Origin of the sequence: Mycobacterium sp., from assembly GCF_052145595.1 — a bacterium.
Classification (GTDB): domain Bacteria; phylum Actinomycetota; class Actinomycetes; order Mycobacteriales; family Mycobacteriaceae; genus Mycobacterium.
The window spans coordinates 1-25,054 of the sequence record NZ_JBKQOI010000174.1 but is presented as its reverse complement, the minus strand read 5'-3'; the positions used below and the strand labels follow the sequence as shown (position 1 = coordinate 25,054).

Below are 25,054 nucleotides of genomic sequence, written 5' to 3'. Positions count from 1 at the left end.
CGGTCAGCCCCAGCGTCGGCCTGGGATTGGCCCGGATGTAGCCGACCGCGCCGTTGAAGATGTCGCTCAGGGTCAAGGGCCGCAGCGGGATGATCCCGGGTTTGACCGCTCTCGGAGGCAGCTGGGGCGGGCCGTACCCCGGTGCGGGGCCGTAGCCGGGTGGGGGGCCGTACCCCGGTGGGGGACCGTAGCCGGGTGGCGGACCGTACCCCGGTGGGGGACCGTAGCCGGGTGGCGGGCCGTAGCCGGGTGGCGGGCCGTAGCCGGGTGGGGGGCCGTAGCCGGGTGGCGGGCCGTAGCCGGGCGGCGGGCCGACCGGGTAACCAGGCGGCGGGTTCACCAAGTCCAGCGGCCTTCGAAACCAGCCCCGAAGCCGGGCCCGTCGTTCGTCATGGCCTCCATCCTGTCGGCGGTCCCGGCATTTCTCAACGTTGACCAGGGTTCCGGCGCGTAGCGTCTCAGTCATGGCGGAACTCAAATCGCGGCTCCGGGCGGACCTGACCCAGGCGATGAAGGCCCAGGACAAGTTGCGAATGGCGACCCTGCGCATTCTGCTGGCCGCGATTCAGACCGAGGAGGTGTCCGGCAAGGAGGCGCGCGAACTGTCCGACGACGACATCACGAAGGTGTTGGCCAGGGAATCGCGGAAGCGCGGCGAGGCGGCCGAGATCTACACCCAAAACGGACGCGGAGATCTCGCCGCCAACGAGCACGCCGAGGCGCGGATCATCGACGAGTACCTGCCCACGCCGCTCACCGAGGCCGAGGTGGCCGATGTTGCCGACACCGCCATAGCCGAGGTGGCCGAGGAGCTGGGGCACCGGCCCACCACGAAGCAGATGGGAATGGTGATGAAGGCGGCCACCGCGATCGCGGCCGGCAAGGCCGACGGCGCGCGGTTGTCCGCGGCGGTCAAAGAGCGGCTGTAGCCACGCGACGACGCGGAGTCGCCATCGCGCCCGTCAGGCCTCCACCTGGCAACCGTTCTATCATCCAGTCATGCAGATCCGGATCCGGTCGATCCGGCAAACTTTGGATCTGCTGCGCAGCAAGGATCCGGAGCGCGACGCGCTGCGACGCGCCATCCGTGCGGCGATCATGGTGCCCCTTACGACCGGATTCGCCTTCGCCGTCGTGGGCGGCAGGGTGACACCCCTGTACGCGTTGCTCGGTGCCTTTTGGCTTTTGGTGGTCACCGAATTTCCGGGCAACCGACAGCAGCGCGCGGTGGCTTACCTCGGCTTGGCCGTCAACGGATTCGTTCTGATCACCCTCAGCACGCTCGTTGCTCCCATTGCCTGGCTGGCGGTGACGTTGATGTTTTTCCTCGGCATTGCGGTGACGCTGGCCGGCATGCTCAGTGCGACGATGTCCGCCGGTCAACGCGCGACCCTGTTGTTCTATGTCTGGCCGGTCTGCACGCCCGTCGGGCCGATCGGCGAGCGGCTGCTGGGTTGGCTGATCGCGCTGGTGATATGCGTGCCGGCGGCGTTGTTCTTCCTTCCCCCGCGGCACTATGGCGCCCTGCGCCGTCACGTCGCACAAGTGTGCGCGGCGCTGGCCGACCGGATCGAGGGCATCGGCTCGGCCGAAGACGTGACCGCGGCGATGGACGCGCTGCGGGACAATTTCCTCGCCGCCAGCTTCCGGCCGGTCGGCCTCAGCGCCGGCAGCCGGGCACTGGTGCGAATCGTCGACCTTCTCGAACTGGTCGCCGACCTGGTCGACGACCACACCGGGGCGACGCTGGGTCCGGTGAGACCGCCGGGCATCGACGTCCTGCGGTGCTGCGCTCGGTTGCTCGATGCTTCGCAACTGGCCCATCGCGCCGCGAACCGCGCCGCTCTCGACGAGGCACTTCCCCGATTGCGGGCGGTCGCGCGTGGCAGTTATCGCGAGGACGTGGAACTGATCCTCCGCGCTCCGGACGACGCGGCGGCCATTGCGACTGGTCGGCAGCTGCTGGCGTGCCGAGTGATCGCGACAACCATCGGATTGACGGGCAGGGTCATCGCCGCGGCCGCCGCGGCCGATGCCCGGCCGGTGTGGGCCCGGGCCCTCGGCGTACGGCTGCCGCCGACCGGCTTCGCCGACCGGCTGTCACCGGAGACCGTGGCGGGCACCACGATTCTCAGCGCGTTTCTGGCCACCCGTTCCGTGGCGGCACATAACGGCCTCCGCATGGGCGCCGGGCTGGCTCTGGCCGTCGCCGTCACCCACCTGCGTTTGGTCGAGCATGGCTTCTGGGTCGTGGTGGGAACGATGCTGGTGCTCAGCAGCAGTGCGCTCGCCACCAGAACCAAAGTCGTTCAGGCCGTCGCGGGTACCGCGTTGGGCATCATCCTCGGCGGGGTACTCATTGGCGCTGCAGGTGTGGAACCCGTTGTGCTGTGGCTGCTGGTGCCGATAACGGTGTTCGCGTCGACCTATCTGCCTCGGTTCGTTTCCTTCACCGCCGCTCAGGCCATGGGTGCGTTGAGTCTGTTGGTCATCCTCAACCTCACGGCCCCTGCCGGCTGGCGCGTCGGTCTGCTGCGCATCGAAGACATCGCGATGGGCGCGGCCGTGGGTCTGGGTGTGTCGCTGCTGCTGTGGCCCAGGGGCGCCACGGCTGCGGTGTCTGCTCTGATCGGGGCCGCGCTCGACGTCAATGTGCGCTATCTTCAGGCGGCGGTGCTGCGCGTCACCCGTGGTCGTTCGGAGGAAAGCCGGGAGGGAATTGACGCCAACCTCGCGGCCCTGAGCCACGACGCGGTGGTGGGCAGCCGAAGAGTCGATGATGCTCTGCGCCATTATCTTTCGGAGACCGGCAGCGGGGCCAACCTGCGGACCCCGGTGGTGAGGGCGGCCAACCGGGGAACCTGGGTGCGCCTCGCGGCGGACATGATCGCCGACATCAGGACGCTACCGCCGACCGGAGGGTGCCTAGCAGTCCGCGCCGTGTTAGAAGCTCACCTGGAATTCGTCAGCGCGCAGCTCTCTGGGGCCAGCGACACGACAAATCCGCCTATGGCGGGGGAATTCGTGCAGGTACTGCGCGCCGAAACTACCGATCACCACCAAGCCGTCGAGGCCGCGCAGCCACTGGTCACGGTGGCGGCCAACCTCGCTCAACTCGAGTTCGTGTCACTTCGCGAACGCGAAAGCGCCGCTGCCGCAGCGATCTCCGTGGGCGACTGATTTCGCGGCTTGATCAATCGACTGTCCGCGTGCCGTCGCCGCTCCGCCGGGTGATCCGCCGCCCGTCGAGTTGCTCTAGCAATGGCACCGCGACCCGTCGGGTGGTGCCCAGGGCGCGGCGGGCCTCGCTGACGGTAAACGGCTGCGGCAGCGTCGCGAGGATGCCGACCGCTCGATCCAACGCGTCGGGCCCGAGCACGACACCGTCGGCGATCCGGGTAAGCCGACCGGCGCGCACCGCCGCGGCCAGCTCGCGGGTACCGAGCTTCAGCTCAGCCAGCTCGTAGGCCTCCGGCGCGCGAAACGGTTCGGCGGCCAGCCACTGCTCGACCTTGTGCACCGCCTTGTCGACGCGGGCCGGCAGGCTAGCACCGGGCGTCCGGACCAGCCCGTCGACCACCTCGAGGCCGGTGCCCTCCAGCAGCTTGGGCATCAGTTCTGCGGTGGGTAGTCCGACCTGCTGCCGCAACGTCCCCAGCGGCATCCCCGCCGCGATGTCGTGGTCGGCGGCCCAGCGCTGCACCGTCGCGGTCGCACACTCGCGCCGCGCGGCCCACCACTGCGGGTCCACCACCCAGTCGCCCACTCGCTGACGCGACTTGCCGGTTGTGGGCAGACCCATCGCGTGCAGCTCATCTGCCCGGGCGCAGTCGGGCGGACGGACGCGGCCGGTCGCCAGCTCCGCGGCACGGGCGCGCGCCGCGCCGCGCCGGCGTAGGCCCGGCGGCCGCACGTCGAGTACCTCGATCCCGGCCGCGATCCGATGCTCCCCTGGATCGCGCAGCAACCCGACGTCTCCGACACGCAACGGCAACAGCCGTCCCAGGCGTAGCCTGGCCGCACCCGTCCCCAGCGGGCGGACGTGCACAGGCACCGCCGCGGACCCGATGTGCAGCGCGAGCTGACGGTGCAGTTTGCCCACCGACCGCAGGGCGACGTCGATTTCCGCGGTGTCCAGCCAGGCGCCCGGGGTCCCCACGGTGTCCCCGCGGCCGATGTCCTTACGGTCCACGCCCCGCAGGTTCAGTGCGACGCGGGCCACTGCGCCGACCCCGGTCTGGTTGCGGCCCAGCGATTGCAGGCCGCGCACGGTGACGCGCTGCCCGGCGTGTTCGAGTTCGTCGCCCACCCGGATGGTGCCGGCAACCAGCGTTCCCGTCACCACCGTGCCCGCACCCCGAACGGTGAAGGAGCGGTCGACCCACAGCCGCACGTCGGCGTCGCGGTCCGGCGGCGGCAGCCGGTCCGTCAGCGCCAACAGTTCTGCGCGCACCTGATCAAGGTCGGTGCCCAGGGCGACGCGCGGCTCGGCGAGCGACGTGGCGGCGAACCGTTCTCGCGCCTGCTCGATCGCCGGACCGGGATCGGCCAGGTCGGCCTTGCTGATCACCAGGAGCGCGTGCCGGACCCCGAGGGCGTCCAGGGCGGCCAGATGCTCTTCGGACTGCGGCATCCAGCCCTCGGTGGCGGCCACGACGAACATGATGGCCGGCACGGCACCCACGCCGGCGAGCATGTTGGCGACGAACCGTTCGTGGCCGGGCACGTCGACGAACGCGAGCTGGCGCCCGTCGATTTCGGTCCACACGAAGCCGAGGTCGATGGTCAGGCCCCGGCGCTGCTCCTCGGCCAACCGGTCCGGCCACATGCCGGTGAGCCGATGTAACAGGGTCGACTTGCCGTGGTCGACGTGCCCGGCGGTGGCTATGACGAACATGCCCGTACCGCCGCGACCAGCAGTTCGTCGGATTCCGGGGCCACGGTGCGCAGGTCCAGCAGGCATCGCCCGGCCTCTAACCGGCCGACCACCGGTGGGTCGCCGGTGCGCAGCGCGGCGGCGTAGGACTCCGGCAGGCTCACCGCGGCGCTGGGCAGTCGCACATCCGGTGCCCCGCCGCCGCCGACGGCTGCGACGCAGTCCACCGCCTCTGCCCCCAGGTTCTGGGGGAGCTGTGCGGCAAGCCGTTCCGCGCGGGCCCGCAGCTGCGCCACGTCGGCGACCAGCGCCTGAGCCACCGGCGGTGGCGGGCCGACCAGGGTCGCTTCCAGTGCGGCGAGGGTGAGCTTGTCCACGCGCAGGGCGCGCGCCGCCGGATGCCGGCGTAGCCGCTCGATCAGCTGCGCTTCGCCGAACATCAGGCCGGCCTGCGGGCCGCCCAGCAACTTGTCGCCGCTCGCGGTAACCAGGTCCGCGCCGGCGCGCAGCGTCGACGTGGCGTCCGGCTCGTCGGGCAGCACCGGATGCGGGGCCAACAGCCCGGAACCGATGTCGACCACCAGCGGTGCCTTGAGCTCGTCCAAGAGGGCCGCCAACTCCGCGATCCCGACGGCCGAGGTGAAGCCGCTGACGTGGAAGTTGGACGGATGGACCTTCAGCACGAAACCGGTCTCGGGCCCGATCGCCTCGGCATAGTCGCGCAGGCTGGTGCGGTTGGTGGTGCCGACTTCGCGGAGCCGTGAACCGGTGGACGCCAGCAGTTCGGGGATGCGGAATCCGTCGCCGATTTCGACCAATTCACCACGGCTGAGCACGATTTCCTTGCCGCCAGCCAACGTGAGCGCGGTCAGCAGCAGCGCCGCGGCGTTGTTGTTGACGACGTGCACTCCGCCGGCGGTGGGCACCGCCCGGGCCAGCGCAGCCAACGCGCCGCGGCCCCGGCGAGCGCGCCGACCGGTTGCCAGGTCGAACTCGACGTCCGTGGTGCCGCCCGCGGCAGCCACCGCGTCCAGCGCGGCGCGTGACAGCGGCGCCCGGCCCAGGTTCGTGTGCACGACCACGCCGGTGGCGTTGACGACAGGCCGCAGGCTTGACGCGGTGGCGGGCAGCGCGGCGACGGCGTGCTCGGCGACGCGCTCCGGCTCGATTTCGCCGGCCCGTGCCCGCTGCTGCGCCTCGGCGATCACGGACTTCACCAGGGCGCGTCCCAGCAGGCGCTCGGCTTCGGCCAGGCGGGGATCGGCGAGCAGCACGTCGGTGCGGGGCACCCGCCGCCGCGGGTCGGTCATGTCGGGTCCGAAGGAGTATGGCGGAGGCGGACGGGAATCGAACCCGCCAGCGGCAGCGTCTGCCGTTCGACGATTTTGAAGACCGCGCCGGTCACCAGACCGGACACGCCTCCATGAGCCATGCCGACAATTATGGACACCATGAGCTACCGACTGACTCAGTACGCCCACGGCGGCGGCTGCGCGTGCAAGATCCCGCCAGGCGAACTGGAGGACGTGGTCCGCGGGCTGGGCCGGACCGCGCCGCGCCATCCGGCCGGTGAGCTGCTGGTCGGGCTGGACAGCGGCGACGACGCGGCCGTGGTGCGCATCGAAGGCGGCACGGCGCTGATCCTGACGGCGGATTTTTTCACCCCGGTCGTGGACGACGCGTACGACTGGGGCCGAATCGCGGCCACCAACGCGCTGTCCGACGTGTACGCGATGGGCGGGTGTCCGGTGGTCGCGGTGAACCTGCTGGGTTGGCCGCGAGATCTGCTGCCGTTCGAGCTGGCGGCCGAGACGCTGCGCGGCGGGCTGGACGTGTGCGAACTGGCGGGCTGCTATCTCGCCGGTGGGCACAGTGTCGACGACCCCGAGCCCAAATACGGGCTGGCGGTAACCGGGACTGCCGACCCAAACCGGTTGCTGCGCAACGACTCCGCCAAACCGGGCGTGCCGCTGTCGTTGACCAAGGCGCTCGGGGTAGGCGTGCTGAACAACAGGCACAAGGCCACTGGTGAGTGCTTCCCGGAGGCGGTCGCGGTGATGACGACGCTCAACGCGGAGGCGGCCGGGGCGGCGCTGGCTGCGGGTGTGGAGTGCGCGACTGATATCACCGGTTTCGGCCTGCTCGGGCATCTGCACAAGCTCGCGCGGGCCAGCGGCGTCACGGCGCTGATCGAATCGGCTGCGGTGCCCTATCTGGACGGGGCACGGGAGGCGCTGGCGGCGGGCTACGTCAGCGGGGGCACGCGGCGAAACCTCGACTGGGTGGCTCCACACGTCGACTTGTCGGGCGTCGGCGAGGACGAGGCCCTCTTGCTCGCCGACGCGCAGACCTCGGGCGGGCTGCTGATCGCGGGCGAGATCCCTGGCGCGCCGATCATCGGAGAGCTGGTGCCGCGCGGGGAACACACGATTGTGGTGCGCTGATATGCGCCGTCGACTAACCGGCTTCGGTTGGAATCCGGAAAGTGACGTCGACGGTGGTGCCGGTTGGCGTGGTGTCCAGTTCCAACGTCTCGCTGAGCGCCCGCATCAGCATTAGTCCCCGCCCGCTGTTGCCCGGGTCGGCGGCCGGTGTCTTCCACGAACCGGAGTCGGTGACCCGCGCCCGGATTTCGTCGTCGGCGGTTTTCACTTCGAGCAGCATTGCGCCGACGCGGTGTCCGCGGTATGCATGCTCGACGCAGTTGGTGCACGCTTCGTTGACGACCAGCACGATGTCGGCGGCCAACGCATCCGGGACGTCGGCGGCCCGCAGCCACTCGGCAAGCCGATGCCGGATATCGACCAATTGGTCTGCCGTGGCTCCTCTTTCGATTCGAAGCCCCGGCGGCTGGTGCCGATATATCACCATCGCGATGTCGTCGTCATACCCTCCCGCCGGGGCCAGCTGGCGAACCACAGCGGCCGGGACAGCGTCCAAAGGCATGTTGATAGTTCTCGCCAAAACGTTTGCGGCTCGGGCGAATCCATCGTCGATCGATTCGTATCTCCGCTCGACCAGGCCATCGGTGAACACCATCAGCGTCGATCCCGGCGGTAACACCCGGGAGGCCTGCGGGCGCGGTCCGCCTCGGCGGACCGCAAGCGGAACCGACGCGGCGTCGGTCAACACGGTCGTCTTTCCGGGCTCGGGTCCGCTGAGCACGGCGGGCATATGACCGGCGTTGCTGTACTGCAGCACCCCGGATTCGGTGTCCAGGATCGCCAGAAAAACCGTCGTGCAGTAAGCATTCGGGATGAGGGACGCCGCCGAGTCGAGTTGCTCGAGCAACAGCGCGGGCTGGGCCCCGTTGATCAACAGTGCGCGTGCCGAGCTGCGTAGCTGACCCATGATCGCGGCCGCCGGCAGACCACGACCTACGCAGTCGCCGACGACGATGCCGATGCGGTCATCTCCGAGTGGCAGCACGTCATACCAGTCGCCGCCGATCTCCAATGGCGGGACGGCGGGTTCGTAGCACACGGCAAACCCTGGCGGCGGCTCCACCGGGGGCAGCATCGCGCGCTGCAACGTCAGCGACGTCTCCCGGGCGCTTTCGAACTGACGGACATGCTGCATGGCCAGACTGAGGTGGCCGATGAGCACGGTGACCAGGAGCCGATCCTCCGCGCTGATCCAACGCGGGGAGCGAAGCTCCAACCACAACGCGAGATCTCCCGTGCCGGAGAGCACCGCGACCAATCCCTGTGCCCTGCCGGGATTGCCGGGCCGCTCGACCGTCTTGGCTGAGAGCGGTAGCTGGTGACGAGCGTCCTGAAAGGTAGTCCGCAACCACGGATCCAGTGCGCGCCAAGAAGATGCGGAAGGTTCGCCCGCGGTCTGGACGGCCGGTTCGCCGTCACCGCTGGGCCAAGCGACGGCGACGACGCGTTGCACGTCGATCGCCGTACGGCACTCGTCGAGAGTGATCGACAGCAGCTCGGCCACACTTTTGGCCACCGCCACGGCCGTGGCCAGCCGCAGGACCGCGCCTTCCCGGGCCGCAAACGCCCGCTCCGCGGTGATGTCTCGTATCGTCCCCACGTAGACGTCCCGGTCGTCGTCGGTCTCCTTGACCGCATTGATGCTCACCGTCACCCAAGCGAGGTGACCGTCTCGATGGCGAATCGGCGTCTCGTACTCGGCGCTACCTTTGCTGCGGACCAGGGATTGCTGTTCACGCGCAGTCTTTTTGTCGACCAACCACGGGTGCGGCCACCGGTATGGCAGCCCTTCGGTGGGATAGCCGAGGATCTCGATGAAGGCGTTGTTCATTTCGATCACGGCGCCCTCGTGATCGGCGACGAAGAACCCCTCCTGCAGCGAATTCACCAGGGCGGTGCGGAACTTGTCACGGTCGGCGAGACCCTCGGCGCGGGCGCGTTGTTCCGCGTAGCGCTTGGTGCCGTCGAGAAATCCCCGAGTTGCGACGTCGAGCGGGGCTAGCGTCTGCAACAGGAATTCCAATGCGACCGGCGCGTCGATTCGGACGTCCTGCGAGAGTTCGAGAACAAGACGGACGTGGTGCTCGATGATTTCGAGCATGCTGATGTCCTCTTGCAGCGCCCGGCGTCCCAGCTCGTGGCCGACGGCCAGGCTGTCCTCGTCGCGGGCGTCCAAGTAGCCGTTCAACGCTGCGGCGTAGTGAACACGAAAGTCGTCGTTGCCGCTCATGTCGATGCTCCCCGGTGACGCGCGGTCAGCACCATCGCATCGTCGGTTTCTTTGGCGTGTTTACCCAGGATTTCTTCGGCGATAACCGCGGCGGAAGCGGCGAAGTCGATGTGCTGCAGATGATTTTCGTCGATGCCGTCGGTGGTGATCACGACCAGGTCGCCGGCGCGAATTGGAACCACTTGCGCCGGCCTGATTTCCGGTATGCGGTAACCGACGATGCCCGCGGTCAGGCGCGCACTGGATCGGACGTGGATGCCGGCCGCTGCCTTGGCGACCAGGTCGGCGGTGACGTTTCCCACCCCGGTCCAAGTCAGGGTGCCGGCCCCGAAATCCGCCCGCGCCAAGGTCATAGCGGCTCCTCGGGTGCCCTCCAGCACACGGTGGCAGAGTTGCACAAGGACTTCCACGCGCTCACCACGCGCCCTGTTGAGCGCATCGACGGCGCGCAGGGCGGCCGTCGCGGCGTCCGGCCCGTGGCCGAGGCCGTCGATCACACCGAATAAAGCCGCGCCGTCATCGATGCCGACCGCAATCGGTTGGTCACCGGAGAGGTGCTCGCCGGGCAGCGGGCGACCCACGGTCGCCCATTCGATCGGCCCCAGCCGGCCACTGTTATGCATGGTCATGCACGGGCCGGGACCCATTTCCACATTTCGACCACCGTTCCGCGGCCGAGTTTGGAATCCACGACCAGTCGGTCCATCAGGCGGCGGGCGCCGGGTAAGCCCATCCCCAACCCTCGACCGGTCGAATATCCGTCCTCCATCGCGCGCTCGATGTCGGCGATGCCCGGGCCGTCGTCTTCGGCGCGCACCACCAGGGCCTTGCGGCCCTCCCGGTCGGCCACCGTGACCCGGACGGCGCCCCGACCCGCGTAGCTGGTGATGTTTCGTGCGATTTCGGAGACCGCCGTGGCGATCATCGTGACGTCGGTCAGCGAGAATCCGAGATCGAGTGCGAGTTGATGTCCGGCTTTGCGGGCGGCGACGATGTCGTCAGAGTCATCGATGTCGACGACGATGTCATCCGCCACCGTCGCGCCCGATCGTCGATTTCCCCACTCCCCGTTTACGATTCAACAGCGCAAGGCCCTCTTCGAGGTCCAGCGCGGTGTTCATGTCGTCGAACGCCAGGCCGAGTTGGACCATGGCGAAGGCCACCTCTGGCTGCAGACCCACGATCACGGTGTCCGCGCCGCGTAGCCGGGTCATGTGGGCGATGGTCCGCAGCGAGCGGGCGGCGAACGAATCCATCACGTCGATGGCGGTGACGTCGACGATGATGCCCTGTGCGCGAAACCTGCTGACCCGTTCCATGAGGTCATACCGCAGCCGTTCCGTCTCCGAGTCGGTCAGCGCGGACTGCACCGTGGCAATAAGGATCGAGCCCTGTTTCAGGATTGGTACTGGCATTGCGTGCTCGTGCTGGTTGTGCTCACCCGGTCTGCTCGCCGGTGCGCGTGACCTCGTAGCCGAGCAGGCGTTCGGCTTCCTCGATGCCGCCCTGCAGGTCGCCGACGGCATTCATCTTCGACAGGTCCAGTCCGATGGTCACCAGCGTCAGGGCGATTTCCGAGGACAGGCCGGTGATGATCACGCTCGCGCCCATCAACCCCGACGCATCGACCGTCTGCACCAGGTGGTTGGCCACCGTGGAGTCGATGGTGGGCACACCGGTGATGTCGATGACCACGACTTTTGCGCGGTTGGCGCGGATGGCCCGCAGCAGCTGTTCGGTGACCTGGCGGGCGCGCTGACTGTCGAGCACGCCGATGATCGGCAGAATCAGCAGCTGCTCGCGCACCTGCAGCACCGGCGTCGACAGCTCGCGGATCGCCTCCTGCTGCTGGCGGATGATGCGCTCGCGTTCCTGCACGAAGCTGACGGCAACGGTATTCGCGATGCGGTTGGCCGCCGGCTCGTAGGCGTCCAGAACGCGGTTGAGCATCTCGAACTCGCTCTGGTACTTCTCGAACAGCGAGCGCGCGAGCACGTCGCGCAGCAGCAGGACGATACCGATGACCTCGTCGGTTTCCACGCCCCGCGGAATGATGCGTTCTGACAGGTCACGCGCGTAGGCCTGCAACGCCTCGACGCTACCGGTCTCGAGCACCTCGACGTAGTTGTCGTAGACGGCGGTTGCCTCGGAGAACAGCTCCTCCGGGGTCATCGCGGTGAGCAGTTCGGCCTCGGTGATCCTGCGGGCCCATTCCTCGCGCAAGACTGTCCGATTCTGCCGCAGATGCTGCACTAGCTGCGGCAGCAGGCCCTCGCTGGAAACGGTGACCGTCTGCGCGGCGGTGTTTGTGTTACTGAAATCCGACGGCGAATCTGACATCTGGCCTCCCGTGTGCCGCGTCGCTGCTCCGCAGTGCGCACCTCCTATGGGGAGACTAGCGTGGGTTGTCGCGGCGCAGGTGTGGAGGGCTTATTCTTCTCGCAGTTCGCACGGCAGGTTAGGCTTGCAGCACGCTCAAGGCCCGGGACTAAGGATCGCCATTGTCAGCTCCTGATTCGATTACCACGTTGGTTGAGGACCACGATGGCGTGTCCGTGGTCAGTGTCAGCGGCGAAATCGATTTGGTCACCGCTCCCGCGCTGGAACAAGCCATCAGCGCGGTGGTCGCGGAGGGGCCGACGGCACTGGTCATCGACCTTTCCGCGGTGGAGTTCCTCGGCTCGGTAGGGTTGAAGATCCTTGCGGCGACCTACGAGAAACTGGGCAAGTCGACCGAGTTCGGGGTGGTTGCGCGCGGTCCTGCGACCAGGAGACCGATCCACCTGACCGGTCTGGACAAGACATTCCCGCTGTACCCGACGCTGGACGACGCGTTGACCGCGGTGCGGGACGGCAAGCTCAACCACTGAGCCGGCGCGCGGCTGCCATCCGTTGGGGCCGGCGCGCTGACGGCGCCATAGGTAGCGGCGGTTCGGCGGGCCCCATTTGCGCTCCGGGGCTATGGTGAATGCCTGCGCGACAACAGGTTTGATAATCGAGATGCACTCGAAGGTTTGGGAACCGTCCCATAACCCGCCGCATCGGCGCCAAATCAACACGCCCACGCACGGCCAGTGCGATGATCACGGCTATGGATGTCGATCATCCGGAACAGGACCAGCAGTGGGATCGCAACGAACGTGGCGAAACCGAAATCGAACGGCTGGACCGCAACTGGACCAGCCTCCTGCAGGAGCTGCGGGTGGTGCAGACCGGGGTGCAGCTGCTCACCGGCTTCCTGTTGACGCTGCCGTTTCAGCAGCGTTTCGACGTCCTTAGCGAACAAATGGGGATCGTTTATTTGGCGACGGTGGGGTCTTCGGTGGCGGCGACGATGCTGCTGATCGCCCCGGTCGGCATCCACCGGCTGCTGTTCAGGCGGCATCGTCTCCAAGTGCTGGTGTCGGCCGCGCACCGGTGCGCCTACGCCGGGTTGGCGCTGCTGGGTGTGGCGCTGACCGGGGTGACGATCATCGTGTTCGCAGCCGTAGCCGGGTCCAGCACGGGGTTTATCGCGGGAGCGTGTGCGCTGGCGCTGTTTGTCTTCTTTTGGTGGGTGTTGCCGCTGACGCTGCGCTCCCACGGAAAGTGAGCGTTTCATTTCCGGCCTTGACCGGGTGAAACGCGGCCACGCCAGTGAAAGCCTCGGCGATGCTGAGTCGACTTCCATCGACACGCCGAAAGGCGTCATTTGTCGCGTGTCTAATTTCTTGGGCTCTATGGGTGTGGTCGGCGCCGAAATGGGGTATCGCCTGAGCCACGGGTGAGTACAGGCAGGTGCGTCAACCCGTCATTCGGCAGGAAGGAACATCCATGGCGAACAGCAGCGATTACGACGCACGTCGGATACCGGACGAGGCCCAGGACACGTCCGCCCTACGCGAGCTGGCGCCCACCCTGCCCGGCTCGACCATCGCCGTTGTCGACGAGGACCCCAACGACGTGCTCTTTTTCGAGCTGCCCGGCGCGGACCTGTCCGGTGAAGAACTGTCGGTGACGGTGATTCCGCAGCGCAACGACGAATTCACTTGTTCTAGCTGCTTTTTAGTGCAGCACCGCAGCCGGTTACGCAGCTCGAGCTCTGGACTTCCGATCTGCGCCGACTGCGCGTAACGCCGGCGTGGGCGGAAGTGCGCCCGACGCATGGGTCACGGGCGGTTCGGCGGCGTCGTGAGCCGGTCGTATCGAGGATCGGAACGGTCGCGACTTGGCGTCCAGTACTCCGCGTCGTCGCCGGGAAGCGTTACGTCGGGCACCACGCGCCGTTAGGCCACTTTCCAGCCCGCGTCGGTCCGTCGGAAGTAGTCGATGTAGCGGCCGAACGACGTCATCGTCCGGCCACCGATGACCGCGTGCATGACGAAGAAAGTCTCCCCCCATGCGTCGTCGCCCTCGATGTCGAACACCGACTGGCCCAGCAGGTGGTGCATCGTCATCTGGTCGCCGGGATCCGATGGGGCACAGATCATCTCGGCGAACTCGCGACCAGATCCCTGGAAGGCCCCGTGGTCGTCGTAGGACTCCGCTGCATAGCAAGAGATGATCGCCTCCCGGTCGCCACGATCAACGGCCGCGGACAGCACCGCCAGCAACTCGGTCAGCGCCAGCTTGTCGAGCCACCCCTGCAACCGACCGCTCGCGGTCATCGCTTCGCGGTGAACTCAATGTGCAGCGCTTCCAGCCCCCGAAGGATGTATAGCGGCACGTAGTCGAAACGACGATCCCCCGGCGGTCCGTGCTGGGCTTCATCGACCCGAATGTCTTTGAGCCTGTCCAGGATCCGCTCGATGGTGACTCGGCCCTCGATGCGGGCGAGTGGCCCCCCGGGGCAACTGTGCACCCCGCGGGCGAACGCCACGTTCTGGCGCGTGTTCGGCCGGTCCATCCGCAGTTCGGCCGGGCAGTCGAAGTGGGCCGCGTCCCGGTTCGCGGCACCGGGCAGCAGCATCACGGTCGTGCCGGCTGGAAGCTCGACTCCACCGAGCGTCGTCGCGACTCGGGTCAACCGGAAGTCGCTCTTGATCGGACTCTCCAGCCGCAGCATCTCCTCAATGAAGTTCGGAATGCGATCACGGTTGCCGCGCAACGCAGCTTGCAGCTCCGAGTCCTCGGCCAAGACTCGCATTGTGCTGGACAACAGCCGGGCGGTGGTCTCGTGTCCCGCGATGAACAGGAACGTGGCGATCCGCACCAGATCCACCACCTCGGGCAGTGAGCCGTCCGGGAAGTGCTGGGTGGCCATCTCGGTGAGGATGTCATGGGCGGGCGTGTCGCGTCGGTCGCTGATGTAAGTGGTGAACCACTTGTCCAGGTAGGCAAGTGGATTCATGTTCACCGAACCGTCCTGGTCGCGCTGAGCCCACTCCGGGTCTTCCGCGGGGCCCTTGCCGGCCAACAGCTCACGGAACATCGAATGGTCGGCTGCGGGCACTCCCAATAGGTCCGCGATGACCAGTAACGGAAACGGCTGACCGTACGCGGAGGCGAACTCGCAGCATCCGTTGGCGACGAACTCGTCGATCAGTTGATCGGCGAGGGCCCACATGAACTCCTCGTTCTCCTTGAGCCGCTTTGGGGTGAACAGGCCGTTGAGTAACGCGCGGTGCGCGGTGTGTTTGGGCGGGTCGAACGACACCAGATGCTCACTCATCGGGAATCGATCACGATGAGACTCAATGAGTTCGGAGATGTCGTCGCCGATCACGCTGAACGGCAGGGGAAACGGGCCCAACGACGAGTTGACGGCGGAAAACCTCGCGCTGTCGCGGTACACCTCGGTGAGTTCGTCGTACCCGGTCACCGCGACGATACCGCTGCTGGGTACGGGCGAAACCGGGCACTGTGCACGCAGGTACTCGTAGTACGGGTAAGGATCCGCGACCAATCCGGGGTCGCTGAAGAAGTTGACCTTGTTGTAGTCCGATGGTGCGGGCGCCATGCCGCGACGCTAACATCGCTTACAAATACTGTAAAGGATGTAAATGACCGATCAAGCCGTCGCCGGTGACCCGATGCGCGAGCGCATCCTGCGGGCCACCTTCAAAGTGCTGTGCCGCCACGGATACGGCAAGCTGAATCTGTCGGACGTCGCAACCCAGGCCGGCATCTCGCGCCCGACCTTCTATAAGTTCTTCGCGTCCAAAGACGAGTTGATGTCGGCCTTCAGTCAGTTCGAATTGCAGTTGTTGCGTGAGGATTTGGATCGAGCGATTGGCGGCCGCGTCGGTCGCGAGCGGGTAGCTGCGCTGCTGCAGTTCCTGGTCGACTTTTACGGCTCGTACCAGATGCGGGGGCTGATCGAGATAGAACCCGGTCTGGTGCTCGGCCAGATGGCCAGGGCACTGCCGACATTGGTTGAGCTGATCGCTCCAGCGCTGGCGGGGCAGGTGTCCGACCCGGACGTCGTGGCGATGGCGCTGGTGCGCCTCGCGGTGTGCCACTACCTGGTGCCCGGCTACGACGACGACCTGCTGCTCGATCAGCTACGTATTGCCGCGGGCGTACGGTAACCGGCTATGGGACGAGCGGGACGAGTTGACGGCAAGGTGGCGCTGATCAGCGGCGGTGCCCGCGGCATGGGCGCCGCCCACGCGCGGGCGCTGGTGGCGGAGGGCGCGCGGGTGGTGATCGGCGACATCCTCGACGATGACGGGCGCGCGGTCGCCGAAAAGCTCGGCGAGGCAGCCCATTTCGTACACCTGGACATCGCGGATCCAGAGCAGTGGGACGCGGCCGTCGAAGCGGCGGTGAACAGGTTCGGGCGGCTCGATGCGCTGGTGAACAACGCCGGGATCGTCAAGATGGGCCCATTGCGGGGTTCCTCGCTGTCCGACTGGCAGCAGGTCCTGGACGTCAACCTCACCGGCGCCTACCTTGGCATGCGCGCCGTCGTCGAGCCCATGATCGCCGGGGGTGGGGGATCGATCGTCAACATCTCGTCGGTCGAGGGAATGGCGGGCAGCGCCCACCTGCATGCCTACGTGGCGGCGCAGTTCGGGCTGCGCGGCATCACCAAATCGGCGGCGGTTGAACTGGCGGCCTACGGGATTCGGGTCAACTCGATCCACCCCGGCCTGGTGCACACCCCCTTGAGCAAGGGAGTCACCAAGGAATACATGGCCCCGATTCCGATGCGTCGGGGGGCTGAACCCAGTGAGGTGGCCACCTTTGTGCTCTTCCTCGTCAGCGACGAGTCGGCCTACGCCACGGGCTCGGAGTTCGTCGTCGACGGGGGGTTGACCAGCTACGTGCCCGTCAAGATGTAGGACCTGGTGCTATTACTATGGGGCATAAGTAGTTTAGGCCTGAGCCCATTCCCGCGCACACACTCCGCAACGCCGAGTAGCCATCGCCCATTCAGGCTCGTCATCGGCCGGCCTGCGGATCAGATGGGTGGATAGGTCGCCACAGCCGGGGCAGGTGCAGGTCGCTCGGTACGGCTCGAGGGTCTGACCACTCATCAGGTGCAGGTTTTCCGCCCGCGAGAATGGCACGATCGCCAACGACTCGGGACGGGGGCCGATGTCCGGATTGCCGAACCACAAAAGGCCACAGACCGCCGTCGCCACGGCCGTGAAGATGGCCAGTATTACCAGCGGGATGTTCCATGGCCAGTTCGGCGGGATGGGTGTTAACGCGACAAACACCATCGCGGCGGAGATCAGGAACCCGATAATGGCGCCGGGTTTGGCGAACCGGTAGCCGCTGACGTTCATCGCTTCCCATGCCTCGATCTCCTTCTGCCGTTGTGAGATCTCCAACAGAGTTGGGTGTTTGGCAAAGTCGACCTGCACCGGGAAATTGGGAGGTTTGGCGAAGGGTCGCCGCAACACGCGAGGCACCCTCTCTTGGGACTTCGCCCTGACCAACGTCATGCGGGCAAAGTCTAGCGTCGGTTGGCGATTATCGCGCGTTGCGGCGGTCTCACGCGTAACTCGAACCATTGCGCCGCGACGGAAGTGTCACAGCCATCCGCTACGTTCATCGGACGAGTCCGAGTCGGCACCTTGAGGAGTCATGGAGAAGATCGCCGGGTCCTTCCTCGTGTTGGGGTTGGCTGTCCCTTGGTATTTCACACAGCGGGCCACCGGCAGCGTGCCGGCGGGATTTTCGGCCGGGATGGGCGGCCTCGTTGTGATGGTGCTGATCCTGTTGTGGCTTGCTGTTCGACGCGACCGCTTCCGAGCCATGCGACAACGAAGACGTGACCTTAAATACCTGACGTCCGGTATGGCGGCCATCGACCAAATGTCGGGTGTCGAGTTCGAGGAATTCGTGTCGGCACAGCTTCGAACCAGGGGTTGGAACGTCACCCACACAGCCAGCACCGGTGACTATGGAGTGGATCTGATCGCCAAGAAAGACGGTGCGTGCATGGCGGTCCAATGTAAGAGGCTGGCAAAGGCCGTTGGCGTCGCCGCCGTGCAGCAGGTTGTTTCCGGCGCACTGCATCACGGTTGCAACCAGGCGGTCGTGGTGACAAATCAGGCGTTCACCAAAGCGGCTCGCCAGTTGGCCGATACCCACCGTTGCCGTCTCGTCGCGCGGGAGCAATTGCAAATCTGGACGGGCGCCGTGCCCGCCGCGGTGCGTAATCCTGGGCCGCACGCTAGGCGGCGGCTGCTACCGGATTTAGAAGCCTAAGCAGCTGCTGCCGCAGCGCTGGCCACGAGTAGCAGGGCCGCAGACGTGGCAAGCAGTACGGGACAGACCTTGAACCACACAATCGGGGTTCGGGCGCCGGTGAGCGCCGTGAGCACCGCAAGGGCTATGAGTAACCCTGCGACGACGCGGTAGACGATGGCGGTGACCTGGATGTCAGTCGTAGTCGCGGTGACCGCGACCACCAGGGTGGCCATGCCCCACATCGTGAAGGACTCGGCCAACCACTCCTGGGTGAGAACGCGCCGATTGTCCGGCGTGATCGGCGCGAAACCGGCCACCACCCGTTTGGTGGGTACGGCATGGGCTATTCCCCACGCCGCGATCAGCGCCGCAGCTAGGTAGGCCAGGACGTGCACCGGAACACCTCCGTGGTGTCGGGAAGCCCGGGGCTGGTGCCGAACGTCTCGGAATCAGCAAGGACCGTGTATATCTCCCACCGCACTCCCGCGGGGCCGATGACCCATACCTTGTCCTGGGTAGCGAAGCAGCACGTCGTACCGATCTCTTCTTCGGTGAGCATGTCCTCGTTGGCGAGTCGGGCGATCTCTTCGTGGACTTCCTCGCTGGACTCGACTTCAACGCCGAGGTGGTTGAGGGTGCCGCCGTGGCCTGGGTTTTCGAGCAGCACCAGTTTGAGTGGGGGTTCAGGGATCGCGAAGTTGGCATAGCCGGGTTTGACCTTCGCCGGTTCGGTGTTGAACAGCTTGGAGTAGAACGTGATTGCCTCCTCGAGGTCGTCGACGTTGAGGGCCAGCTGAAGACGCGACATGGATGGGTCCTTTCCCCGGGTGCGGTCATGTGGTCGTGGCGGTGGGCAGGAGTTCGGTGACCAAAGCCCGGACGCGCTCGGCGATGTCGTCACGGATGGCGCGCACCGTGGCCAGGGGTTGGCCGGCGGGGTCGGGCAGTTTCCAGTCGCGGTAGGACACCCCGGGAAAGTAGGGACAGGCGTCGCCGCAGCCCATGGTGATCACGACGTCGCTGGTGTGCACCGCGTCGTTGGTAAGGATCTTGGGGGTGGCGGTGGTGATGTCGATGCCGAGTTCGGCCATGGCGGCGATGGCGACGGGGTTGATCTGATCGGCGGGTTCGGTTCCGGCGGAGCGGACTTCGATGCGACCTCCGGCCACGTGGCTCAGCAGAGCGGCGGCCATCTGCGAGCGTCCGGCGTTATGGACGCAGACGAACAGGACGCTGGGTTTGTTGGCCATCGGCTTGGGCTCCTCAGTTCGGCTGCGTTCGAAACAGCCGGTTGCGCAGCGACAGTGACACGTAGACCAGCCCAACCAACACCGGCACCTCGATCAGTGGTCCGACGACCCCGGCCAGGGCTTGCCCGGACTTGACACCGAAAGTGGCGATCGCCACCGCGATGGCCAGCTCGAAATTGTTACCGGCGGCGGTGAACGCCAGGGTGGTGGTGCGGGCGTAGCCGAGCCGTAGCGCGAATCCGAGCGCATATCCGCCAGCCCACATGACGGCGAAGTAGGCCAGCAGTGGGATCGTGATGCGGGCGACATCCCATGGCCGCGAGGTGATTTGGTGGCCTTGCAAGGCGAACAGGATGACGATGGTGAACAGCAACCCGTACAGGGCCCACGGCCCGATGCGGGGCAGGAACCGGGTCTCGTACCAGTGGCGGCCCTTGGACCGTTCACCCACTCGGCGCGACAGATATCCGGCAAGCAGCGGAATGCCCAGGAAGATGAGTACGGATTTGGCGATCTGCCATGGCGACACGTCGATGCCGGTTTGAGGCAGGCCCAGCCAGCCGGGTAGCACGGACAGGTAGAACCAGCCCAGCGCGGCGAACATGACAACCTGAAACAACGAGTTCAACGCGACCAGCACGGCTGCGGCTTCGCGGTCCCCGCAGGCCAGGTCATTCCAGATGATCACCATGGCGATACAGCGGGCCAGTCCAACAATGATCAGCCCTGTGCGGTACTCGGGTAGATCCGCCAGCAGCAGCCAGGCCAGGGAGAACATCACGGCAGGCCCGACCAGCCAATTGAGCAGTAGAGAGGACACCATCAGCTTGCGGTCGGCGGTGATCTCATGGAGCCGGTCGTAGCGGACTTTGGCCAGCACCGGATACATCATGACCAGTAGGCCCGCCGCGATTGGCAGTGAAATGCCTTGGATCTCAACACCACTCAGGGCCGATCCGAGGCCGGGAACGAGTCGGCCCAGCAACAGGCCGGCGGCCATGGCCACCCCGATCCATACCGGCAGGAAGCGGTCCAGCGTGGAAAGCCGGGTTGCTACCGCATTCGGGACGGACACCGCCGTCGGGGTGTTGGTCACGACTCGCACCCGGGTGCGGTCGCCGGAACGTGTTCGTCGACATGTAGGACCGACGAGAGCTGCTGCAATGCCGAGGGAACCACCCAGTAGTACACCCAGGTGCCCCGCCGCTCGCAGTCCAGCAGGCCGGCTGAGCGCAGCAGTTTGAGGTGATGAGAAATCGTCGGCTGAGAGACGTCGAAGGTCGTTGAGATTTCACATACGCAGGCCTCACCGCCGGGGTGGCTCGCGATCAGGCTCAGCAGTCGCAGGCGCACCGGGTCGCCGAGCGCCTTGAACATGGCCGCCAACTCAGCCGCCTGTGGCTCGGCCAGGGCGCCCGCCCCCAGCGCCGAGCAGCACCCCGGAGATACTTGATTCGACATTCATCTATATAAACATTCATCGAATCAAGACGCAACAACGGCAAAGGGGCGGGGAGCAGACGGGCTTACGCTTCGGCAAAACTGACCCAGCTGTAGTTCGGGGGTCACTGGCCCGGCACGTTCGGCCAATCGACATGAGTCGTCGCGCGCAAGTGCGCCAAATTCCCGCGTGGTAGCGCCCGGCGTCAATACCCTCAGAAGCTGTGCCGGAAACCTTGTACGCATCGTGCGGCGATCTGAGCCTGGCGTATCAGGTGTTCGGCGACGGGCCTGTCGAGCTTGTCTTCGTCGGGCCGTTCGTCAGCCACGTCGAGCTGTCCTGGGCCATGCCCGAATTCAAGGCCTTCTTCGATCGGCTCTCCTCGTTTTGTCGCGTGGTCCTGTTCGATAAGGCCGGACTCGGCTTGTCGGACCCGGTCCCGCAAGTTCGCACGCTGGATGATCGAGCGGCCGAGATCGAGGCCGTGATGGACGCCGTCGGCTTCGGAGAAGCCGTCCTCTTCGGGATGGGCGAGGGCGGCCCGCAGGCTATCGTGTTCGCGGCAAAACGGCCGGAGCGAATGCGGGCATTGATCCTCAACGGCACGTACCCGTTCGCATCACAAGGGTGGGACGATATCGACCGCGACCCCGCCGACCTGCGGGCGCGCAGCCTTGCCGAGCTGGGTGAGGACTACGCGCCGTCGACTGAACAGCTCGCCCGCATGCAGGAATTCGGCCGTGCTGTTCGTTCGGCCTGGGGCACCGGTGCGGCACTCAGGATCGGCCTTCCGTCAGCGCGGTCGACACGCCAGCTCGCAACGTTCGAGCGCATGAGCGCAAGCCCAGGGATGGCACGGGCGACGCTTGAAGCGGGGTTCCAGATCGACATCCGGCCGATCCTGCCGACGATCACGGCGCCAACCCTGGTCGTCCATGCCCGCGAGGACCCCGGCGTTCCGGTGCAGCGGCCGTTACCTCGCCGACCACATCCCGGGCGCGCAGTGGCTCGAGGTCGACGGCGCGGACAGTTTGCCCTGGCTCACCGAGCCCGACAAGGTCCTTAGTGGGATCGAAAAGTTCCTCACCGGCAGCCATGCGGCACCACCGCAGTCACATCGTGCCCTGCGCACCGTGTTGTTCACCGACATGGTTGCCTCCACGCAACGCGCGGCGGCGACGGGCGACGAGCGGTGGCGCGCGGTGCTGCAACGCTTTGGCGAGATCACAATCGGACTCACGCAACGATTCGGCGGCACTGTCGTGAAGAGCACCGGCGACGGGCACCTCGCCACGTTCGACGGCCCGACGCAGGCCATCCGCTGCGCCGAGGCGTTGCGCGCTGACGCTGAGACGTTGGGCATCGAGATCCGCGCTGGCATCCACACCGGCGAGTGCGAACTGCTGGACAGCGACATCGGGGGGCTCGCCGTACACATCGCGGCGCGAATCCTCGGCCAGGCCTGCGCCGGCGAAATCCTCGTCTCCCGCACCGTGCGCGACTTGGTCGTCGGCTCGGGCACGGGCTTCGAGGACCGCGGGCCCGTCGAGTTGCGTGGTGTGCCCGGCACCTGGCAACTTTTGGCGGTCGATCGCCACGGCCCGCGGGCGGGATCGGCCGAGGCGGAATTGGCGTCAACCCCCACCCCCGGACCGCGAACGGCGATGCGCCGGTCGGACCGCGCCGTGGAGGTGATGGCGAGGCGCACACCGTGGATTCTGCGCGGGATGGCCCGCCTCACCCCGGCCACCCATCGCAGCTGAACAGCTGGAGTTTGGTCAACGATCGGCAGCAGTACTGAACGACCCCCAGCACGGCATCGCCTCGGCCCAGGCGATATGCCCTTCGAAGCCAAGCGATCTCGTCATGTCGCGGTAGCGATCCCTGAAGTGCGCGTAAGCCGGGGCATCGCCGTGAGCCCGCGCTAGGAGAGCCCGCAGCCGCAGCAGCCAGATCTCGCGTATCACCAGACCGTCATCGGAAGCAGCTAAACGAAGAGCTGGCGGCGGCGACGGGATGGGACATGACTGAGGCGCTGAACTTCACGTCTAACGTGTTGTTGACCTTTCCGGACTGCTGAGCAGGCCCGAACCCACGTTGGAGGAGTTCGCCGACCGATGAGCCCAACCTCGAAGCGCGGGGACGCCCGGCGGCGGCTGGAGGAGCGCTACCGGCGGCTGGAGGAGGTCCGCAGGAAACGGCCGGCAGCCGCAATCCTCGCCCGCTTCAACGAAATCGATGGCGGCACGCAGAGTGGACTTGTCTCGATCGAGCTGTTCACCACGGTCATCCCGTTGGTCATCCTCGGGTTCGGCTACTTGTCTGGCTTCGCGAAGGACGCCAGTCCGGGCATACTCCTGATCCGCGAGCTCGGACTCCGATATCCCTTGAGTGACAGGGTCCGCGAGGCGTTCGGCACTTCCTCGGGATTGAGGTCGAGTTGGACGATCATTGGAGTCGCCGGATTCCTGGTGTAGGGAATCCCGATGTCGATCACCATCGCCGGAATCTTCGCCAAGGCTTGGCGCCGTGAGCAGTTCGGGGTGAGCCAGAGGCTGCTGCGGGGCGCCACGTGGTTCGTCCTATACATGACGATGATCGGTGTTCGTGAACGGATTGCCTTCGCCGGCGATCACACCGGTGCGATCCGCGTGCTGCTGTTTGTCGCGGCCCTCATACCGGCGTGGGTCTTCTGGTCGCTCACGCCGGTTCTCCTGGTCCGGGACGGTGGCCGGGGCTGGAAGTACGTTGCGCTCGCCGGGCTCGCCGGAGTGGTGATCGACGGAACCATTATCCCGCTCGCCGCCCGGGTCATTTTTCCTGCGTTGCTCCGGGGCTGGGACGGGTTCGGCCCGATGGGTGTCGCGATGACATTGATGACGTGGTGCGGGGTGGCCGGCTTCGGATGGGTCGGGACGGCATGTGTGGGCGCGGTCCTGTGGGAGCGGACCGCCCCGCCCGAAACGGTCGTCGAGTCACAGACGGCCGAACCCAGCACCTAACCCAACCCGGTCACTCCCCGCTACCTCGCCGCGCGGCCGGGTGCCACTCAGGCCAGCTCGGCACCGGCGAGCCGTAGCCGCGAGGCGGGCAAGCGTGCTCTCGCCGAAACTCGCGCAACTCAGCTGGGGTGTTCGAGTTCTGTTCGGGCCTGGTCGATTTGGTCGTAGGCGTAGGTCACCATGGCGGCGGTGGTCATCGTCTCACCCTTGCGGGCGAGCGATTCGTAGGTCTGGTCGCCGAGGACATCGCGCAGGTGGGTGATCGCGGTGGTGAGTTCGGGGACTGTCGGCGCGGTGAGGGGATTGAGTGCGAAATCGGCGATGGTGGCTGCCGGTTCGAGGCGTCCGAGGCGGTCGAGGAATACCGCGAGAGTTGCCAGGGGGGCACGGATGTAGGCGACGTGGCCTGAGTCGTAGAAGTTGCCGATGGCCAGAGTGATGTGATCGAGTGCCGCCAGCGGGTCGCCGTGTTCGGGCTCAAGCCGAGACAAACCGGTCGCCACATGTGATTCGACGAAGCGGTTGCCGCTGTCTTGGGCGATCACCAGGCCCCGGCGCAGGGCTTCCAGCGCGCGGACGGGATCAGCATCGCCGAAGGCGTAGCCGTAGGTGTTAAGCGCGTACGCGAGCGCCAAGGGGTTGTGGGTGGCTTCGGCGGCGTCGATCAGCCCGTTCGCGGCGGCCCTCGCCTCCTCACCGGCCCCGGCGACCATCAGTGCGGTGACCAGCGATGCCCGGGTGAGTGTAAGGGGGTCGTGGCCGCGTGCGAGCTGGGCGCGACACCACTCGACCATTCGCTCGGGCTGGCCGATGACCAGGTACACAGCGCCGAGCGTGGCCTCGACGCCGACGGGCACCTCGCCGCCATTGGCGATCACCGTCTGGCCGGCTTCGGCGTAGCCGACAGCCTCCTCGATCCGTCCGGGCATCCAGCACTGCGCCGCCAGCACGTACAGAGTCGCGAGCCGGGGGTGGTCGACGGCGCGGGCGGGCTCGATGAGCTGCTCGGCCCAGGCTATCGGTTCATAATTGTGGACCAGATAGCCGAGCAACCCCGCGTAGGTGGCGATGGCGGCGGCGGCGTCGAGGTCGCCGTGGTCGGCGGCCCACCGAAACGCGGCGCGGAGATTGGCGAACTCGATGGTGACCCAGTCGTAGGCTTCCCGCTGGCGGGGGCTGTCCCACA

General features: G+C 66.7%; 24 protein-coding genes, 1 tRNA gene and 4 pseudogenes. 12 read left to right on the top strand and 17 right to left on the bottom strand.

Features of this window, described 5'->3' with window-relative positions:
- Positions 1-466, bottom strand: a pseudogene (locus ACLP4W_RS16480) (hypothetical protein); the annotation flags it as partial.
- Between ACLP4W_RS16480 and ACLP4W_RS16475 the strand changes: the two are divergent.
- Together ACLP4W_RS16475 and ACLP4W_RS16470 are read left to right on the top strand one after the other, a co-directional pair.
- Positions 465-929: a GatB/YqeY domain-containing protein gene (locus tag ACLP4W_RS16475; protein ID WP_442387672.1), complete on the top strand. Its 465-nt coding sequence runs from the start codon at positions 465-467 to the stop codon at positions 927-929. The pseudogene ACLP4W_RS16480 and the gene ACLP4W_RS16475 overlap by 2 nt on opposite strands.
- 70 nt (positions 930-999) lie before the next feature.
- Entirely contained in the window at positions 1,000-3,180 is a 2,181-nt protein-coding gene (locus ACLP4W_RS16470; RefSeq protein ID WP_442387670.1) for an FUSC family protein, read from the top strand.
- Positions 3,181-3,193: 13 nt separating this feature from the next.
- Here the strand turns inward: ACLP4W_RS16470 and ACLP4W_RS16465 are convergent, their stop codons facing one another.
- The 3 genes from ACLP4W_RS16465 to ACLP4W_RS16455 all read right to left on the bottom strand — a co-directional run bounded on the left by ACLP4W_RS16465 (position 3,194) and on the right by ACLP4W_RS16455 (position 6,299).
- Entirely contained in the window at positions 3,194-4,897 is a 1,704-nt protein-coding gene (locus ACLP4W_RS16465) for a SelB domain-containing protein (protein WP_442387668.1), read from the bottom strand.
- Positions 4,885-6,186 carry an L-seryl-tRNA(Sec) selenium transferase gene (gene selA / locus ACLP4W_RS16460; RefSeq protein ID WP_442387666.1) on the bottom strand — a complete coding sequence of 434 codons (1,302 nt, stop codon included), beginning with the start codon at positions 6,184-6,186 and terminating at the stop codon, positions 4,885-4,887. Before selA ends, ACLP4W_RS16465 begins: the two co-directional genes overlap by 13 nt.
- Before the next feature lie 18 nt (positions 6,187-6,204).
- Positions 6,205-6,299: transfer RNA gene (locus tag ACLP4W_RS16455), tRNA-Sec, on the bottom strand.
- A 28-nt stretch (positions 6,300-6,327) separates the two neighbouring features.
- Between ACLP4W_RS16455 and selD the strand changes: the two genes are divergently transcribed.
- The gene (gene selD, locus ACLP4W_RS16450) at positions 6,328-7,320 is read left to right on the top strand and encodes a selenide, water dikinase SelD (protein WP_442387664.1); all 993 of its coding nucleotides are present in this window, start codon (positions 6,328-6,330) and stop codon (positions 7,318-7,320) included.
- Positions 7,321-7,333: 13 nt separating this feature from the next.
- On the opposite strand, the gene ACLP4W_RS16445 is transcribed toward selD, so the two are convergent.
- Genes ACLP4W_RS16445 through ACLP4W_RS16425 form a run of 5 tightly spaced genes read right to left on the bottom strand, consistent with a single transcriptional unit; the run spans position 7,334 to position 11,890 of the window.
- Positions 7,334-9,550, bottom strand: a complete 2,217-nt coding sequence (locus ACLP4W_RS16445) for a SpoIIE family protein phosphatase (RefSeq protein WP_442387662.1) — start codon at positions 9,548-9,550, stop codon at positions 7,334-7,336.
- The gene (locus ACLP4W_RS16440) at positions 9,547-10,173 is read right to left on the bottom strand and encodes a SpoIIE family protein phosphatase (RefSeq protein ID WP_442387674.1); all 627 of its coding nucleotides are present in this window, start codon (positions 10,171-10,173) and stop codon (positions 9,547-9,549) included. The genes ACLP4W_RS16445 and ACLP4W_RS16440 overlap by 4 nt, the downstream gene beginning before the upstream one ends.
- Before the next feature lie 2 nt (positions 10,174-10,175).
- Positions 10,176-10,586, bottom strand: a complete 411-nt coding sequence (locus ACLP4W_RS16435; RefSeq protein ID WP_442387660.1) for an anti-sigma regulatory factor — start codon at positions 10,584-10,586, stop codon at positions 10,176-10,178.
- A complete protein-coding gene (locus tag ACLP4W_RS16430; protein WP_442387658.1) occupies positions 10,576-10,965 on the bottom strand; it encodes an STAS domain-containing protein in 390 nt (129 codons plus the stop codon). The genes ACLP4W_RS16435 and ACLP4W_RS16430 overlap by 11 nt, the downstream gene beginning before the upstream one ends.
- A 22-nt stretch (positions 10,966-10,987) precedes the next feature.
- On the bottom strand, positions 10,988-11,890 hold the full coding sequence (locus tag ACLP4W_RS16425) for an STAS domain-containing protein (protein WP_442387656.1): 903 nt from the start codon (positions 11,888-11,890) through the stop codon (positions 10,988-10,990).
- A 161-nt stretch (positions 11,891-12,051) separates the two neighbouring features.
- Between ACLP4W_RS16425 and ACLP4W_RS16420 the strand changes: the two genes are divergently transcribed.
- The 3 genes from ACLP4W_RS16420 (at position 12,052) to ACLP4W_RS16410 (ending at position 13,663) form a co-directional block, all read left to right on the top strand.
- On the top strand, positions 12,052-12,420 hold the full coding sequence (locus tag ACLP4W_RS16420) for an STAS domain-containing protein (protein ID WP_442387654.1): 369 nt from the start codon (positions 12,052-12,054) through the stop codon (positions 12,418-12,420).
- A gap of 221 nt (positions 12,421-12,641) precedes the next feature.
- The gene (locus ACLP4W_RS16415; RefSeq protein ID WP_442387653.1) at positions 12,642-13,142 is read left to right on the top strand and encodes a DUF6328 family protein; all 501 of its coding nucleotides are present in this window, start codon (positions 12,642-12,644) and stop codon (positions 13,140-13,142) included.
- Positions 13,143-13,363: 221 nt separating this feature from the next.
- Positions 13,364-13,663: a DUF4193 domain-containing protein gene (locus ACLP4W_RS16410; protein ID WP_442387651.1), complete on the top strand. Its 300-nt coding sequence runs from the start codon at positions 13,364-13,366 to the stop codon at positions 13,661-13,663.
- 152 nt (positions 13,664-13,815) lie between these two features.
- Here ACLP4W_RS16410 and ACLP4W_RS16405 read toward each other — a convergent pair whose 3' ends face one another.
- The gene (locus ACLP4W_RS16405; RefSeq protein WP_442387649.1) at positions 13,816-14,196 is read right to left on the bottom strand and encodes a nuclear transport factor 2 family protein; all 381 of its coding nucleotides are present in this window, start codon (positions 14,194-14,196) and stop codon (positions 13,816-13,818) included.
- A complete protein-coding gene (locus ACLP4W_RS16400; RefSeq protein ID WP_442387647.1) occupies positions 14,193-15,488 on the bottom strand; it encodes a cytochrome P450 in 1,296 nt (431 codons plus the stop codon). Before ACLP4W_RS16400 ends, ACLP4W_RS16405 begins: the two co-directional genes overlap by 4 nt.
- Positions 15,489-15,531: 43 nt before the next feature.
- Here ACLP4W_RS16400 and ACLP4W_RS16395 point away from each other — a divergent pair, with 43 nt between their 5' ends.
- Positions 15,532-16,059, top strand: a complete 528-nt coding sequence (locus ACLP4W_RS16395) for a TetR/AcrR family transcriptional regulator (protein WP_442387645.1) — start codon at positions 15,532-15,534, stop codon at positions 16,057-16,059.
- A gap of 6 nt (positions 16,060-16,065) precedes the next feature.
- A complete protein-coding gene (locus ACLP4W_RS16390) occupies positions 16,066-16,815 on the top strand; it encodes a glucose 1-dehydrogenase (RefSeq protein ID WP_442387643.1) in 750 nt (249 codons plus the stop codon).
- A gap of 33 nt (positions 16,816-16,848) precedes the next feature.
- On the opposite strand, the gene ACLP4W_RS16385 is transcribed toward ACLP4W_RS16390, so the two are convergent.
- Positions 16,849-17,382, bottom strand: coding sequence for a hypothetical protein (locus ACLP4W_RS16385; protein WP_442387641.1), 534 nt, complete (start codon positions 17,380-17,382; stop codon positions 16,849-16,851).
- Positions 17,383-17,566: 184 nt separating this feature from the next.
- On the opposite strand from ACLP4W_RS16385, the gene ACLP4W_RS16380 reads away from it, so the two are divergent.
- Positions 17,567-18,193 (top strand): restriction endonuclease, encoded by a 627-nt coding sequence (locus tag ACLP4W_RS16380; protein ID WP_442387639.1) that lies wholly within the window; start codon positions 17,567-17,569, stop codon positions 18,191-18,193.
- Here ACLP4W_RS16380 and ACLP4W_RS16375 read toward each other — a convergent pair.
- The 4 genes and pseudogenes from ACLP4W_RS16375 to ACLP4W_RS16360 form a co-directional block, all read right to left on the bottom strand.
- Positions 18,190-18,570, bottom strand: a complete 381-nt coding sequence (locus ACLP4W_RS16375) for a hypothetical protein (protein WP_442387637.1) — start codon at positions 18,568-18,570, stop codon at positions 18,190-18,192. The two genes, ACLP4W_RS16380 and ACLP4W_RS16375, sit on opposite strands and share 4 nt — an antisense overlap.
- Complete coding sequence (locus ACLP4W_RS16370; RefSeq protein ID WP_442387635.1) at positions 18,549-18,983, bottom strand: ArsI/CadI family heavy metal resistance metalloenzyme; 435 nt, start codon at positions 18,981-18,983, stop codon at positions 18,549-18,551. The genes ACLP4W_RS16375 and ACLP4W_RS16370 overlap by 22 nt, the downstream gene beginning before the upstream one ends.
- A gap of 25 nt (positions 18,984-19,008) precedes the next feature.
- Positions 19,009-20,500: pseudogene (arsB, locus tag ACLP4W_RS16365) on the bottom strand (ACR3 family arsenite efflux transporter).
- A gap of 17 nt (positions 20,501-20,517) precedes the next feature.
- Positions 20,518-20,886, bottom strand: a complete 369-nt coding sequence (locus tag ACLP4W_RS16360; protein WP_442387633.1) for an ArsR/SmtB family transcription factor — start codon at positions 20,884-20,886, stop codon at positions 20,518-20,520.
- Positions 20,887-21,089: 203 nt separating this feature from the next.
- On the opposite strand from ACLP4W_RS16360, the pseudogene ACLP4W_RS16355 reads away from it, so the two are divergent.
- The 3 genes and pseudogenes from ACLP4W_RS16355 to ACLP4W_RS16345 all read left to right on the top strand — a co-directional run bounded on the left by ACLP4W_RS16355 (position 21,090) and on the right by ACLP4W_RS16345 (position 23,868).
- Positions 21,090-22,629: pseudogene (locus tag ACLP4W_RS16355) on the top strand (adenylate/guanylate cyclase domain-containing protein).
- A 354-nt stretch (positions 22,630-22,983) separates the two neighbouring features.
- A complete protein-coding gene (locus ACLP4W_RS16350; RefSeq protein ID WP_442387632.1) occupies positions 22,984-23,343 on the top strand; it encodes a hypothetical protein in 360 nt (119 codons plus the stop codon).
- Positions 23,344-23,352: 9 nt separating this feature from the next.
- Complete coding sequence (locus tag ACLP4W_RS16345; RefSeq protein WP_442387630.1) at positions 23,353-23,868, top strand: hypothetical protein; 516 nt, start codon at positions 23,353-23,355, stop codon at positions 23,866-23,868.
- 119 nt (positions 23,869-23,987) lie between these two features.
- On the opposite strand, the pseudogene ACLP4W_RS16340 reads toward ACLP4W_RS16345, so the two are convergent.
- Positions 23,988-25,054, bottom strand: a pseudogene (locus ACLP4W_RS16340) (ATP-binding protein); the annotation flags it as partial.